Here is a 14750-nt window from a genome sequence, read left to right on the forward strand (position 1 = left end):
ATGGACTGGGACGATCTGCGGATATTTCTGGCGGTGGCGCGGGCCGAAAGCCTGTCCGGCGCGGGCCGGCGGCTGGCGATGGATGCCTCGACCGTGGGGCGGCGCATCGCGCGGCTGGAACAGGCCGTGGAGGCGGTGCTGTTCGCCAAGACCCCCCAGGGCTATTCCCTGACGGCCGAGGGCGCGCGGCTGGTGGGGCCGGCCGAGGCGGCTGAACAGGCCGCCGCCGCCGCCGCCGAGGCGACCCGCGGCGAAGCCGGCATCAGCGGCCTGCTGCGGATCGGCGCCCCGGACGGCTGTGCGAACTATCTGCTGCCACAGGTCGCGCGATCCATGTGCGAGGCGCATCCGGGGCTGGAAATCCAGATCGTCGCCCTGCCGCGCGTGGTCAACCTGTCCAAGCGCGAGGCGGATATGGCGATCACCGTCTCGCCGCCGGACACGGGACGGCTGACCGTGCAGCGGCTGAGCGACTATCATCTGCATCTTGCCGCACATGCCGATTACCTGGACCGCCATCCGCCGATTCGTGCCCCCGAAGACCTGCGGCAACACAGGATGATCGGCTATATCCCGGACATGATCTTCGACCGGGAACTGGACTACCTGTCGGAAACCGGCGTCGAGACCGCCACGATCAGCTCGAATTCGATCTCGGTGCAGATGCAGGCCATGCGGTCGGGGGCGGGGCTGGGCATCGTGCATGACTTCGCCATCCCCTTCGTGCCGGGCTTGCGGATCGTGCTGCCCGGGCATATCGCCCTGCGCCGCAGCTTCTGGCTGCTGCGGCATGCCGATGATCGCGGCTCGCGCCGGCTCAGTCGGCTGGCAGATGCCCTTATTCAGGGCTTGAGGGCCGAAGTCAGCCGGCTGGAGGCGATGGTCCTCCCTGCTGCGACCGGTCGCACTTGACGCGGGGCGATTCCGGGAAAAAGATAAGCGCAACCACGCCGCGAAGGAGGATATGCCGATGCTGGTCAATCAGTTGCTGTCGATGAAGGGAACATCCGGCAAGCCGGGCATGGCGGCTGCCACGATCATCACCATCAAGCCCGAGGCGACGCTGGCCGAAGCGGCAAAGCTGCTGTCCGAATTGCGGATCGGCGCGGTGGTCGTTTCCGAGGACGGCAAGACCCCGGTCGGCATCCTGTCCGAACGCGATGTGGTTTGGAAACTGGGGCATGGCGGTGCCGAAGCCCTGTCGCAGCCGGTCTCGGATGTGATGACCAAGGAGGTGCAGACCTGCGTGACCGGCGATGACGCGATGGTCATTCTGGAGCGGATGACGGCCGGCCGCTTCCGCCACCTGCCGGTGGTGGACGAGAACGGCCACATGCTGGGCGTGGTCTCGATCGGTGATGCGGTCAGCGGCCGGCTGAAGGAACTGGCGGCCGAAAAAGAGGCGCTGACCGGCATGATCATGGGCAGCTGAGGCGTGGCCCGTTCGTTCAAGCGCTTGCATCTCGTGTAGAAATCGGGTTTGCCTGAAGGCGCGACCCAGCACGAGGATGCCAGACCATGCGAATTGGCCTCTATCCCGGCACCTTTGATCCCATCACCCTGGGGCATGTCGATATTATCCAGCGGGCGATGGTGCTGGTCGATCGGCTGGTGATCGGGGTTGCCATCAACCGCGACAAGGGCCCTCTGTTCAACCTGGAAGAACGCGTCGCCATGGTCCGTGCGGAATGCGACCAGGTCGCCGCCCGGACCGGCGGCGAGATCCTGGTTCACCCCTTCGAGAACCTGCTGATCGACTGCGCCCGCGATGTCGGCGCCGGCGTGATCGTGCGCGGCCTGCGGGCGGTGGCGGATTTCGAGTATGAGTTCCAGATGGTCGGCATGAACCGTGCGCTGGATTCCAGCATCGAGACGGTTTTCCTGATGGCCGACGCCCGGCGGCAGGCGATTGCCTCGAAGCTGGTCAAGGAAATCGCCAGGCTGGGCGGGGACGTGTCGAAATTCGTCACGCCGCCGGTCAACGAGGCCCTGAAGCAGCGTCTGGGCTGATCCGTCCGATTTCGTTGCACCGATGCAGAATCGCCCTTAGTCTTTCGACGGAACGCGCGAAAGATTGGAGGAAGACTTGACCCGATCAGACGCGACAGATCCGCGCCCCTTACCTGAACCGCCCGCCGAGCCGCTGCCCGATCCGGCGCCGGACCTGCCCGACGAATTGCCCGAGCCGGCGCGAATCGGTTTGCCCGACCTTGCCGAGGCGCTGACGGCGGGCTGGCACGACTTTCGCCGCGCGCCGGCCTTCGGGCTGCTGTTTGCCGCCTTCTATGTCGCCGGCGGCTGGGTGATGGTGATGGTCGCGGCGGCCTCGGGGCGCGAATGGTGGCTGATTCCCTTCGTCCTCGGCTTTCCGCTGATCGCGCCTTTCGCCGCGGTCGGGCTCTATGAGGTCAGCCGCCGGATCGAGGCCGAGGAGCCGCTGGACTGGCCCAGCGTGCTGCGCGTGGTCTTTGCCCAGAAGGACCGGCAGGTGCCGTCGATGGCGATGGTGATCCTGCTGTTGTTCATGTTCTGGGTCTTTGTCGCGCATACCATCTTCGCGCTGTTCATGGGGGCCTCGGCGCTGACCAACATCACCAGTTCCTTCGAGATGCTGCTGAATGGAAAAGGGCTGGCGATGGTGTTTGTCGGGACGCTGATTGGGGCTGGATTCGCCGCGGTACTGTTTTCATTCACCGTCGTCGGCCTGCCGGTGCTGCTGGATCGCGAGGTGGATTTCATCAGCGCGATCATCGCCTCGGTGCGGGCGGTGGCCGCGAACCCGGTGGTCATGGCGGTTTGGGCGGCGATGATCGCCGTGCTGCTGTTCTCGGGCATCCTGACCGCCTTTCTGGGCCTGTTCATCGTGCTGCCGGTGCTGGGCCATGCCAGCTGGCATGTCTACCGGCGGCTGATGCCCGACGACTGACGGGTCAGCCGCGTCCGATGAAGGCCATGTTGGTGGCCATGACGGTCAGGAACTGCATGTTGGCGCCCTTGGGCAGACTGGCCATGTGCAGGACCGCGTCGGCCACCACCGAGACATCCATCATCGGCTCGGGGGCGGGCGCGGACTGGCTGACCTGCAGCAGCAATTCGGTTGCGGCATTGCCGATATCGATCTGGCCGCAGGCGATCCCGAAGGGGCGCCCGTCCAGCGACAGGCTGCGGGTCAGGCCGGTGACTGCGTGTTTCGAGGTGGTGTAGGCGATCGATCCCGGTCGTGGCGCATGGGCCGAGATCGAGCCGTTGTTGATGATTCGCCCGCCCTGCGGCGCCTGTTGGCGCATCAGCCGGAAGGCCGCGCGGGCGCAGAGGAACATGCCGGTCACATTGACGTCGATCACCCGTCTGAAGATTTCGGGGTCGGTCTCGTCGGGGGTGGCGGGGGCGCTGCCGAGGCCGGCATTGTTGAACAGGACGTCGATCCGGCCCCAGGTGCCGACTGCCCGATCGAAGCTGTCGCCGACGGCCGCCGCATCGGTCACGTCGCAGGGCAGGATCAGCGCCGGCGATCCCTGCGCCGTCTCGTGCAATGGGGCCTCGCGCCGTCCGATCAGGCCGACGCGCCAGCCCTCGGCCAGAAAACGCCGCGCGGTGGCACGGCCGATCCCGCTGCCGGCCCCGGTGATCAGGATGCTCTGCGGACCCGACATGCTAGCCGCCCGTCACATGTTGCGTCTGCACGCCAAGGCCGTCGATGCCAAGCCGCATGATCTGGCCCGGACGCAGATAGACCGGTGGCTTCTGGCCCATGCCGACGCCGGGCGGCGTGCCGGTGGCGATGATGTCGCCGGGGTGAAGCGTCGCGAAGCGCGAGCAATAGGCGACCAGTTCGGCCGGGCCAAAGACCATCGTCGCGGTCGAGCCCTGCTGATAGCGGTGCCCGTCCACCTCGAGCCAGAGGCGCAGCTCGTGCGGGGCAGGGATCTCGTCGGCGCTGACCAGCCAGGGCCCGATCCGGCCAAAGCCGTCATAGCCCTTGCCCTTGTCCCAGGTGCCGCCGCCGCGCAGCTGCCAGTCCCGCTCGCTGATATCGTTCACGACACAATAGCCGGCGACATGGCGCAGGGCGTCGGCCATGTCGATATCGCGGCCCCCGGCCCCGATCACGATACCCAGTTCGACCTCCCAATCGGTGGCGGTGGAGCCCGGAGGAAGGCTCAGCGGGTCATCCGGTCCGGCGATGGAACTGGTCCATTTGGTGAACAGGATGGGTTCCTGGGGCAGGTCCATTCCGGCTTCGGCCGCGTGATCGGCATAGTTCAGCCCCACGCCGATGAACTTGCCGACATGGCCGACACAGGGGCCGAGGCGCAGATCCCGTTGCGGGTGTCCCTCCACCAGCGGCAGGCTTTCCGGATCCAGCGCCGCCAGGGCGGCCATGGCTTCGGGTCTCAGAACCTCTCTGGCGATATCCGCGACATGCGCGCCCAGATCGCGAACTCGCCCCGCGCTGTCCAGCAGGCCGGGCCGTTCCGCGCCGGCGGCGCCATGGCGAACAAGTTTCATGCCTTCCCCCGCTTATATTGATGCCCGAGACGGGTTCCACGTCGATGTTTTCCGCGCGGCTTGCGTCAGGCGCAGCCCGGCCGGTTTCCCCTCAGAAATCCATGAACGCGTATCTTCCGCAACCCGAAATTCGCCCGGGCGGGCGCGGTTAGGGGCCAGAACGGCAAACGGCCCGCGCAGGCGGGCCGTCGAGGCGATGCGGGCCGAAAGACGACGACAGTTCAGCCGGCGGAAGGAGGCGCCAGTTTCTTGGTGCCGGCCGAGGCCAGCGGGTCTTCCTGACGCTGGACCGAACCCTCGAAATGGGCGCCCGATTCGATCGCGATGGTCTTGTGGATGATGTCGCCCTCGACCCGGGCGGTCGCGGTCAGGCGGACCTTCAGCCCGCGCACCCGGCCGACGACGCGGCCATGCACCACGACTTCGTCTCCGACGATCTCGCCCTTGATCGTGGCGCTGTTGCCGATCACCAGCTGATGCGCACGGATGTCGCCTTCGACCGTTCCCTCGATCTGGATGTCGCCTTCGGTGCGGATATTGCCGGTCACCTTCAGATCCGAGGACAGGACCGAGGGCGCACTGGGCGCGCGGGCCGGGGCGGTCGGAAGGGTCTCGCTGCTGCTGCGTTCGGCCGGAGCCGCCGGTGCGGGTGCCGGTTCGCTGTCGGAAGATGCGGGTTGCTGAGGGCGGTTCTCGGTCACGCGGGTCTTAGAAAACATTGCTTGCTGCCTTGATGAAGGTCATCGGGTCTACAGCCCGACCATTCATCCGTACCTCGTAATGCAGATGCGGCCCGGTCGAGCGTCCGGTATTTCCCATATCACCGATCTGCTCGCCTTGCGACACCCTTTGCCCCTGCTTCACGCGGATTTTCGACAGGTGTGCATAGCGGGTCTCGACACCCAGTTCATGTTCGATCTTGATCAGATAGCCATAGCCGCTCTGGCGGCCGGCAAAGGTCACGACGCCGTCGCCGGGGGCGAGGATCGGTGTGCCGATCGGGCCGGCCATGTCGACGCCTTCATGCATCCTGCCCCAGCGGCGACCATAGCCCGAGGTATAGCGGAACGACTTTTCCACGGGCATCGCCAGCGGCAGCTTTTCCATGGCGATGCGATAGGTGTTCATCTGGTCCAGCGTCACGATGATCTGCCGGGCCTTCGATGCGCCCTGGCTCAGCGCGGCATCGCCACGGGTCGAATGCGCCAGCGGGGTCAGCGGGCCGCCCTGGCCGGAATAGCCGCTGCGGATGGTGTCCAGCACGTCCTCGGGGTTCATGCCGACGGAGCGGAAGACATCGTCCAGCGGGCCGACCGAGACGGTGACGGCATTTTCCAGCTGGGTCAGGATCTCGTCGTTACGGGCGATGATCTCGTCGCGCTGCAATTCCAGATCGGCGATGGCGGTTTCGGCCTCCTCGGCCTGCTGCAGCGCGGCGCTGCGCTCGGCCGCGGCGGTGCGAAGCTCACCCGTGAGGATGTCCAGCGCGACGGAAACTTCCTGCGCACGATCGGGGGCGACAGGTGCGTCGGTGCCCGCCGCATCGACCAGACGCTGCGCGTCGTTGCGTTCGCTGATCGTGTCGCGCAGCGTGGATTTCACGACGTTCAGCCCGGTCTCTAGCTCGCGCCGCCGCTCTTCGGAGGCGAGCAGCTTGGACTGCATCTCGGAAACCTGGTCCAGCGCGACCGTAAAGCGGTTCTGGGCGGCGACGGCCTCGGCGGCGCGGGCATCGCGTTCGGACGACAACTGGTCCAGCCGCTGCTCGAAGGCACTTTGCGCACGCCGCACCTGGTCGCGCGATGCACCGGAACTGACCGAGTCGATGACCAGAAGCGCGCTGGCGACGAGGGCCCAGCCGAACACGACGGTGAGTCCGCTGACACCGACCAGCTGCGTGACGGGACGCAGGCGAATGAAGCGCGTGGCGTCGTCCGAGCGCAGGAAGAGTCGTTGCTCGGGCAGGATACGTTCCAGCGAGCTGTTCAATCGGTTCATCACGTTCAGCGGCAATCCATGTCCCCCGATGGCGCACCCTCGTTCCGGCCGGGGCACAGTGGTTCCACACGCACCGGGGTAAACAGGAGCTGTGCCATCTTGGCAACAGACGAGCTGTCGCACTTTCTGCAGATGCGCGGATACATGCCTCGGCGGGCGAAAATCCGCCGAAACATTCGCGTGCTTCGCGAAATCGTCACGCAATTTCATAGGGCAAAGGTCCGTTTCTGTCGGCAGGGACGCGAAGCGGGCGGTCTATCGGCGGAACCGACCGCTGGTGGCAATCGGGCCGGGGGCAGATCCGGCACGAGATGCCGATCGGCTCGAACGAGCGGGGTTTGCTCAGATCCAGCCCGTCGGCATAGACCAGTCCCTCGGCATGGGCGACCTCGCAACCCAGCCCGATGGCAAAGCGGCGCACCGGCGCGTTGAAGGCACCGGCATGTTTCGAGACATCGCGCGACAGCAGCAGATAGCGCACGCCGTCGGGGGTTTCGGCCAACTGGCGCAGGAAACGGCCCGGCTGCTCGAATGCCTGATGGACGTTCCACAGCGGGCAGGCACCGCCGAAACGGGCGAATTGCAGCCGGGTTGCGGAATGGCGCTTGGTGATCGTGCCGGCCTGATCGACGCGGACGAAGAAGAAGGGCAGCCCCTTGGCGCCGGGCCGCTGCATGGTGGACAGGCGGTGGGCGACCTGCTCCAGCGAGGCGCCGAACAGATGCGCCAGCCGCTCCAGATCGTGCCGTTCGGCCTGGGCGGCGGCCAGAAAGGCCCGATAGGGCATCAGGGCGGCGCCGGCGAAATAGTTCGCCAGACCCAACCGGGCGACCTGCCGCGCGGTTTCGCTGCGGAAGCGGCCCAGATCCAGCGTCGCGTCCAGCAGGTCGGAATAGCGTTCCTGCGCCACCAGATGCAGCAGCTGGAACAGGCGGGTCGGACCTTCGGCGGCGGCATTGACCTGCAATTCGTCGCCATCGCGCCGAAAGACGCCCATCGCCGGCAGTTCGGTCAGCGAGACGCGGATACCCCGGGCGCGCAGCGCCGCCACCGCCAGCGGCCAGGGATCGCCGCGCTGTCCATCCGGACAGGCAAAGCGTTCGGCGGCGCGATCCACCGCGTCGATGTAATTGTCGCAGTAATGGAAGAAGTCGCGGACCTCCTCCCACGGGGTCGAGAGCGCGTTCTGCCCCGCGGCGCCAATCGCCTCGTCCAGTGCGGCCAGACGTTCCTGGCCCTGCCGGTGGGCGCGGTAGAGATCCAGAAACGCCCGCGCCAGAACCGGGACGTTGGTCGCCGCCAGCCGCAGATCGGCCAGCGGGGGCGTGGCGTCGAACAGCGGATCGGCCAGCGCCTCCTGCATGTCGATCACCATGCGTTCGGCATCGCCCGCCGCCAGCGTGGTCAGGTCGACCCCGAATTCCTGCGCCAGCCGCAGAAGCACCCCGGCCGAGATCGGACGATGGTTGTTCTCCATCTGCGACAGGTAGGGCAGCGACACGCCCAGCATCTCGGCAAAGCGCCGCTGCGTCAGCCCGGCGCGTGCGCGTGTCTCGCGCAGCGAAGAGCCGGCATAGATTTTCTGTGTGGCCATGATCCCACCCGTTCTTTGCAAATCCTGCTGTAGCTTTTGCAAAGGGGGGCGGGCAAGGGGGCGCGGGCGTCCGGGCCGCGGCGGGCGGCCGGTCCGTGGGTTTGGGTCGGGCGGGGGCAACGGGGTGCGTCATGTCCGCAAGGTGACGCAGAGAGGTTAAGATCGGGTTTCCGGCTATCGCGCGCCGGTCAGCCGACGCGCGACATCTGCCTTTCGCGGCGCAGCACCCACAGGATCGAAGCCAGCGCGGCCGTCGCCGAGGCGCACATGACGACCAGCAGCGGCGTGGCGCCCGAGCCGGGACGCAGCAATGCGCCGGCCAGCGCCGACAGGGCCGCGCCGCCGGCCACGGCCATGGCGCCGCCCAGCCCGCTGGCGGTTCCTGCAAGTTCGGGGCGGACGCTCATCATGCCGGTATTGGCGTTCGGCATCACCAGGCCGTTGCCCAGCCCCATGACCCCGATCGCGCCGAAGAAGACCAGCGGCTCGATCAACCCGAGAAGCACCGCCAACAGTGAGAGATACAGCGCCACGAGGCAAACCAGGGATCCGATCAGAACCATCCGGTTCAGTCCGATCACGGCGGTATAGCGGCCTGACATGAAGTTGCCGATCAGAAACCCGATCGAGGGGGCGGCGAAGAAATAGCCGACCTGCGCCGGGCTGAGGCCGAAGACCTGTTCACCGACGAAGGGCGCGCCGCCCAGATAGGCGAAGAAACAGCCCGACGAGAAGGTGGCGGCAAGGCAATAGCCCCAGAACCTGTGCGAGCGGGCCAGGATCGGATAGTTGCGCATCTGCTGGCGCAGCGGCACGCCGCCGCCCCGCACCGTCTCGCCCATGTCCCACCAGACGACCAGCAGCACGATCAGTCCAAGCAGGCCCATCGCGGCGAAATTCGCGCGCCAGCCGAAGGCCTCGTCCAGAACCCCGCCGATGACCGGGGCGATCATCGGCACGACCGCCATGCCCATGGTGACATAGCCGATCATCGAGGCGGCGCGTTCGCCCTCGTACATGTCGCGGACTGCGGCGCGCGAGACCAGCATGCAGACTGCGACCATCGCCTGAACCAGCCGGAACAGCAGGAAGGTGGCGGCATCGGGGGCCAGTAGCGTGCCCAGCGTCGCAACCGCAAAGACACCCAGACCCACAAGAGCCACGGGACGCCGGCCCCACTGGTCGCTGAGCGGGCCGCCCACCAGCTGCAGCACCGCGCAGGCTCCGATATAGGCCGATACCGACAGCTGCATGATCGCGTAATCGACGCCGAAATCCCGCGCCATGCCGGGCAGCGAGGGCAGGAACACGTTCATCGACAGCGCCGCCAGCCCCGACAGCGCCACCAGTGTCATCGGGTGCGGCGGGGTCCTAGCCCCAGTCATGGAACACGAACCAGGCGCCGAGGCAGATCAGCGCGAACCCCGCGCCATGCTGCCAGCTCAGCTTTTCGCCCAGATAGAGCCATGAGAAGATGGCAAAGACCGACAGGCTGATGACCTCCTGAATGGTCTTCAGCTGCGCGGCGTTGAAATAGCCGTGGCCGATGCGGTTGGCAGGAACCTGCATCATGTATTCGAACAGCGCGATTCCCCAGCTGATCAGAATGACGGTCAGCAGCGGCGCGGTCTTGAACTTCAGGTGGCCATACCAGGCGATGGTCATGAAGACGTTCGAGGCGATCAGCAACCCGATCGTGACGACCGGGACCGGCAGGCTCAATCCCATTGGCTCTGGCGGTCCTTGGCAAGATTGCCAAAGCGGGTGAACTGACCCTCGAAGGACAGCTCTACCGTGCCGATGGGGCCGTGGCGCTGCTTGCCGAGGATCACCTCGGCCTTGCCATGCACCTGCTCCATGATCTGTTGCCACTTGGCCATGGCGTCCAGATCGCTGTCCGAGGGCTTTTCGCGTTCGCGGTAATATTCCTCGCGGAAGACGAACATGACGATATCGGCGTCCTGTTCGATGCTGCCCGATTCGCGCAGATCGCTCAGCTGCGGGCGCTTGTCCTCGCGGTTCTCGACCTGACGCGACAGCTGTGACAGCGCGATGACGGGGATGTTCAGTTCCTTGGCGACGGCCTTCAGGCCCTGCGTGATCTCGGACACCTCGTTCACGCGGCTGTCCTTGGCCGATGCCGCCTTCAGCAGTTGCAGATAGTCCACCATCAGCACGTCGAGGCCGTGGGTCCGCTTCAGCTTGCGCGCGCGCGCGGCCAGCTGGTTGATCGGCAGGGCGGGCGTGTCGTCGATATAGAGCGGGCAGTTCTGCAGCGCATGGGCAGCCTCGACGAAGCGGCGGAATTCACCCTCGTCCATATTGCCGCTGCGGATGCGTTCGCTGGGCACTTCGGCGGCTTCGGACAGGATCCGCGCCGCCAGCTGTTCGGCCGACATTTCGAGGCTGAAGAAGCCGACCACGCCGCCCTCGACCGTCCCGGTGGTGCCATCCGCGCGCTCGCCCGCCTTGTGCGCCTTGGCGATGTTGAAGGCGATGTTCGTCGCCAGCGAGGTTTTCCCCATCGAGGGGCGGCCGGCGAGGATGATCAGGTCGGAATTGTTCAGGCCCCCCATCTTGCCGTCCAGATCGACCAGCCCGGTCGAAATGCCCGACAGCTTGCCATCGCGCTGATAGGCGGCATTGGCGGCCTCGACGGCGCCGGTCACGGCCTTCAGAAAGCTCTGGAACCCGCGTTCGGCCACGCCCTGCTCGCCCAGCTTGTAAAGCGTCTGTTCGGCGGTCTTGATCTGCTCTTCGGCGTCGTCGCCGACCTCGTGCGTGGCCGCGCGGGCGGAAATGTCGTGGCCCAGCTGGATGAGATCCCGGCGCAGGGCGAATTCGCGGATCATCTGCGCATAATCGCGCGCCGCATAGGCCGAGATCGCCGCCCCCGCCAGCCGCGCCAGATAGGGCGCGCCGCCCAGTTCCTTCAGCCCCTCGTCATGTTCCAGAAAGGCCTTGATCGTGACCGGGCTGGCCAGCGCGTTCCGGCGGATGCGTTCGGAACAGATCTCGAAGATGCGGCTGTGGACCGGGTGATAGAAATGCTCGGGCCTGAGAATCTGGCTGACCCGGTCGAAGACGTCGTTATTGGTCAGCAGCGCGCCGAGAAGCTGCTGTTCGGCCTCCAGCGAGAAGGGAATGGCGGGTTTGTCCTCGCCATCCGCCTCTTGCCCCGGAACGATCACCCGCAAGCCGCTCATCTCTCTGCCCCCGCCGATTCTTGTTATCGGGCGGTTATCTCATATCGCGCGCGGCAGGGCCATCTGGATATCCGGTGGATAAGCTGTGGATAAGTCGCGTCATGGCCGCAGGCTGGGCGCAAACGCCTGCCTGCGGATGCCGCGGGCGGAGGAACTGGGACACGGAAAACGGCTGGTTCCGGTGTCCGAGATCAGCCGTTCGCCGCCTGCCAGCCGCGCGGATCGCTGAGGAAGGTGCGGACCTCGTTCAGGGTCGCCTCGTCGAAGGCCTGCTGCGCATGGGCCTCGTCCAGCACGTCCCACCAGGTGCAGAGATGGTGCAGGCTGACGCCGTGATCGGCCAGGCGCTGCGTCGTCTCGGGGAAGATGCCGTAATAGAAGATCACGGCGGTATGGGCGCAGCTTGCGCCGGTGTCGCGGATGGCGTCGACGAAGCTCAGCTTGCTGCCGCCATCGGTGGTCAGATCCTCGACCAGCAGCACCCGCTGGCCCTCGGTCATCGCGCCCTCGATCCGGGCATTGCGGCCGTAACCCTTGGGTTTCTTGCGCACATAGGTCATCGGCAGGCCCAGACGCTCGGCCATCATGGCGGCGAAGGGGATGCCGGCGGTTTCGCCGCCCGCGACATTGTCGAAGGCCTCGAAGCCGGCGTCGCGCATCACCGTGGCGGCAAGGAAATCCATCAGTGTCTGGCGCACGCGCGGAAAGCTGATGATCCGGCGGCAATCCACATAGGTCGGCCCCTTCAGCCCCGAGGCATAGGTGAAGGGCTCTGCCGCGTTGAAATCCACCGCCTTGATTTCCAGAAGCATCCGGGCGGTCAGGCGGGCGATTTCCTCGCGCGTGGGGTAGGGCAGGCTCATGCGTCCTCCAGATGCCAGTAAAGCGGGAAGCCGGGGTCAAAGACGGTCACCGTCTCGTCACCCGCCGCGATGGTCGCGGGATAGGCCGCGGGCGTCTCGCGGCGCGTCAGGCGGATCCGGTCCTCGTTCGGCGGCAGCCCGTAGAAGGCCGCGCCATTGAGGCTGGCAAAGGCCTCCAGCCGGTCCAGTGCATCCTCGTCCTCGAAGACATGGGCGAGGATCGACATGGTGTTCGGCGCGGTGAAGCAGCCGGCGCAGCCGCAGGGTTGCAGCTTGGCGCTGTCGGGGTGGGGCGCGCTGTCGGTGCCGAGGAAGAAACGCGCCTCGCCCGAGGTCGCGGCCTCGCGCAGCGCCAGCCGGTGGGTTTCGCGCTTGGCGACCGGCAGGCAGTAGTAATGCGGCCGGATGCCGCCGGCGAGGATGGCGTTGCGGTTGATGACAAGGTGATGGGTGGTGATCGTCGCGCCCAGATCATCGCCACCGCTGCGGGCATAGGCCACGCCTTCGGAGGTGGTGATGTGCTCCATCACCACGCGCAGACCCGGTGTCTTGCGGCGGATCGGGTCCAGAACGCGGTCGATGAACACCGCCTCGCGGTCGAAGATATCCACCGCCGGATCGGTCACCTCGCCATGCACGCAGAGCGGAATCCCGGCCCCGGCCATGGCTTCCAGCACCGGGCGGACGCGGTCGAAATCGGTCACGCCGCTGGCCGAATTGGTGGTCGCCCCCGCCGGATACAGCTTCACGGCGCGGATGATTCCCGCCTCATGGGCGGCGGTGACATCGGCCGGATCGGTCGAATCGGTCAGATAAAGCGTCATCTGTGGCACCAGCGCCGCAGTTTCCGGCAGGGCGGCGCGGATCCGGTCGCGATAGGCGGCAGCCTGGGCTCCGGTGACGACGGGCGGCACCAGGTTCGGCATGATGATCGCCCGGCCGAAGCCGGCGGAAAAAGGTGTTACGGCGGCAAGCATTGCGCCGTCGCGCAGATGCAAATGCCAGTCGTCGGGGCGGCAAAGGACGATGCTGTCGGTCATGGGCTGCCTCTACAGAGGGCCGGCCCGCTTGCCAAGCCGGCAAATGGAAATGCCCGCGTTATCCATATGTCAGGCTTGCATTCACATATTCAGTCATCTCAACATCGGGTGGTCGGCGCGGCCGGCGACACAAGGAATTTGAGATGAAGACTAAAAACAACATGATGTCGGGCGTCTGGGCCCCCTATCGGATTTGGATGCAGATGACACGGATTGCCGTGGATTCGCAGGTGATCATCGGCCTTCGCATGGCCGGGATGATGGGCATGATGGCCCAGTCCCCGGGTGAGCCGTTCCGCATGGTCGCGGAAAAGCAGGCGGCGGCCTCCGAATCCCTGTTTGCCGTCGCCCAGGCGACCAGCCGCGGCGTGCCCGCCGATCGGGTCGTGTCGGCGGCGCTGCGCCCCTACAGCAAGCGGACCCGCGCCAATTCGCGCCGGCTGACGCGAAGGGGCTGAGGCCGGGCGGCATTTTCCGCCCCTGCCCAAGCCCGGTTCAGGGGCGTGAGCGCAGCAGGCCCATGATGTCCTTCGTCCGCTCGAGGATCGGGGTCGCGACCTCTTCGGCGCGGCCCGCACCGTCGCCGAGAATGCGGTCGATCTCGGCCGGGTCGGCCATGAATTCGCTCATCTTCCGGGTGATCGGAGCCAGAGCGTCCACGGCGATCTCGGCCAGCGCCGGCTTGAACGCGCCGAAGCCCTGGCCCTCGAACCGGGCCAGAACCTGATCGGGCGTCTCGTCGGCCAGCGCGGCGTAGATATTGACCAGGTTCCGCGCCTCGGGGCGGTCCTTCAGCCCCTCGACACTGCCCGGCAGCGGCTCGGCATCGGTGCGCGCCTTGCGGATCTTCTGCGCGATGGCGTCGGCGTCGTCGGTCAGGTTGATGCGGCTGGCATCCGAAGGGTCGGATTTCGACATCTTCCTGCTGCCGTCGCGCAGGGACATGACGCGGGTGGCCACGCCCTCGATCAGCGGCTCGGTGATCGGGAAATGGTTGACGCCGTAATCATGGTTGAACTTGGCGGCGATGTCGCGGGTCAGTTCCAGATGCTGCTTCTGGTCCTCGCCCACCGGCACGGCGGTGGCCTGATAGGCCAGGATGTCGGCCGCCATCAGCGCCGGATAGGCCAGAAGGCCAAGGCTGGCATTCTCGCTGTTCTTGCCCGCCTTGTCCTTGAACTGGGTCATCCGGTACATCCAGCCCACCCGCGCGACGGTATTGAACAGCCAGGCCAGTTCGGCATGGGCGCTGACCTGGCTCTGGTTGAAGAGGATCGACTGGCGCGGATCGACGCCCGAGGCCATGAAGGCCGCAGTGGCCTCGCGGATGCGGCTGCGCAGTTCTTCGGGATCCTGCCAGACGGTGATCGCGTGCAGATCGACGATGCAATAGATCGTCTCGGCCTGATCGCCCTGAAGTGCCGCAAAACGCTTCAGCGCGCCCAGATAATTGCCCAGCGTCAGCCCGCCCGAGGGCTGGATCCCCGAGAAGATGCGCGGCGTGAAGCCCGGATTGGTCGTCTCGCTCATGTCTGGCCTG

General features: G+C 66.4%; 16 protein-coding genes. 5 read left to right on the top strand and 11 right to left on the bottom strand.

Translation table 11 applies throughout. The features are described 5' to 3' along the window. The 4 genes from KNW02_RS09775 (at position 1) to KNW02_RS09790 (ending at position 2926) form a co-directional block, all read left to right on the top strand. Entirely contained in the window at positions 1–912 is a 912-nt protein-coding gene (locus KNW02_RS09775) for a LysR family transcriptional regulator (protein WP_216033087.1), read from the top strand. A 58-nt stretch (positions 913–970) separates the two neighbouring features. After that, positions 971–1432: a CBS domain-containing protein gene (locus KNW02_RS09780; protein ID WP_216033088.1), complete on the top strand. Its 462-nt coding sequence runs from the start codon at positions 971–973 to the stop codon at positions 1430–1432. An 86-nt stretch (positions 1433–1518) separates the two neighbouring features. Beyond that, positions 1519–2010, top strand: coding sequence for a pantetheine-phosphate adenylyltransferase (coaD, locus tag KNW02_RS09785; RefSeq protein WP_216033089.1), 492 nt, complete (start codon positions 1519–1521; stop codon positions 2008–2010). Positions 2011–2086: 76 nt separating this feature from the next. Further along, positions 2087–2926 carry a DUF2189 domain-containing protein gene (locus KNW02_RS09790; RefSeq protein WP_216033090.1) on the top strand — a complete coding sequence of 280 codons (840 nt, stop codon included), beginning with the start codon at positions 2087–2089 and terminating at the stop codon, positions 2924–2926. Between the two features lie 4 nt (positions 2927–2930). Here the strand turns inward: KNW02_RS09790 and KNW02_RS09795 are convergent, their stop codons facing one another. From KNW02_RS09795 to pyrC, 10 genes are all read right to left on the bottom strand, one after another. Further along, positions 2931–3653 carry an SDR family oxidoreductase gene (locus KNW02_RS09795; RefSeq protein WP_216033091.1) on the bottom strand — a complete coding sequence of 241 codons (723 nt, stop codon included), beginning with the start codon at positions 3651–3653 and terminating at the stop codon, positions 2931–2933. A gap of 1 nt (position 3654) precedes the next feature. Continuing rightward, positions 3655–4509 carry a fumarylacetoacetate hydrolase family protein gene (locus KNW02_RS09800; protein ID WP_216033092.1) on the bottom strand — a complete coding sequence of 285 codons (855 nt, stop codon included), beginning with the start codon at positions 4507–4509 and terminating at the stop codon, positions 3655–3657. Between the two features lie 221 nt (positions 4510–4730). Beyond that, positions 4731–5228 carry a bactofilin family protein gene (locus KNW02_RS09805; RefSeq protein ID WP_216033093.1) on the bottom strand — a complete coding sequence of 166 codons (498 nt, stop codon included), beginning with the start codon at positions 5226–5228 and terminating at the stop codon, positions 4731–4733. Further along, complete coding sequence (locus tag KNW02_RS09810; protein ID WP_216033094.1) at positions 5218–6507, bottom strand: M23 family metallopeptidase; 1290 nt, start codon at positions 6505–6507, stop codon at positions 5218–5220. Before KNW02_RS09810 ends, KNW02_RS09805 begins: the two co-directional genes overlap by 11 nt. Before the next feature lie 196 nt (positions 6508–6703). After that, positions 6704–8101 (bottom strand): helix-turn-helix domain-containing protein, encoded by a 1398-nt coding sequence (locus tag KNW02_RS09815; RefSeq protein WP_216033095.1) that lies wholly within the window; start codon positions 8099–8101, stop codon positions 6704–6706. Between the two features lie 188 nt (positions 8102–8289). Further along, a complete protein-coding gene (locus KNW02_RS09820; protein WP_252733644.1) occupies positions 8290–9456 on the bottom strand; it encodes a multidrug effflux MFS transporter in 1167 nt (388 codons plus the stop codon). Positions 9457–9472: 16 nt separating this feature from the next. Continuing rightward, positions 9473–9829 carry a DMT family protein gene (locus tag KNW02_RS09825; protein ID WP_216033097.1) on the bottom strand — a complete coding sequence of 119 codons (357 nt, stop codon included), beginning with the start codon at positions 9827–9829 and terminating at the stop codon, positions 9473–9475. Beyond that, positions 9820–11307 (bottom strand): replicative DNA helicase, encoded by a 1488-nt coding sequence (locus KNW02_RS09830; protein ID WP_216033098.1) that lies wholly within the window; start codon positions 11305–11307, stop codon positions 9820–9822. Before KNW02_RS09830 ends, KNW02_RS09825 begins: the two co-directional genes overlap by 10 nt. 191 nt (positions 11308–11498) lie before the next feature. Beyond that, positions 11499–12170, bottom strand: coding sequence for an orotate phosphoribosyltransferase (locus KNW02_RS09835; protein WP_216033099.1), 672 nt, complete (start codon positions 12168–12170; stop codon positions 11499–11501). Beyond that, positions 12167–13210 (bottom strand): dihydroorotase, encoded by a 1044-nt coding sequence (gene pyrC, locus KNW02_RS09840; RefSeq protein WP_216033100.1) that lies wholly within the window; start codon positions 13208–13210, stop codon positions 12167–12169. The genes KNW02_RS09835 and pyrC overlap by 4 nt, the downstream gene beginning before the upstream one ends. Positions 13211–13353: 143 nt before the next feature. On the opposite strand from pyrC, the gene KNW02_RS09845 reads away from it, so the two are divergent. Continuing rightward, positions 13354–13668, top strand: coding sequence for an antibiotic ABC transporter (locus KNW02_RS09845; protein ID WP_252733646.1), 315 nt, complete (start codon positions 13354–13356; stop codon positions 13666–13668). 37 nt (positions 13669–13705) lie between these two features. On the opposite strand, the gene trpS is transcribed toward KNW02_RS09845, so the two are convergent. Next, positions 13706–14740, bottom strand: coding sequence for a tryptophan--tRNA ligase (gene trpS / locus KNW02_RS09850; protein ID WP_216033101.1), 1035 nt, complete (start codon positions 14738–14740; stop codon positions 13706–13708). Positions 14741–14750: the final 10 nt, after the last annotated feature.

Origin of the sequence: Paracoccus marinaquae, assembly GCF_018860165.1 — a bacterium.
Taxonomy (GTDB): Bacteria; Pseudomonadota; Alphaproteobacteria; order Rhodobacterales; family Rhodobacteraceae; genus Paracoccus; species Paracoccus marinaquae.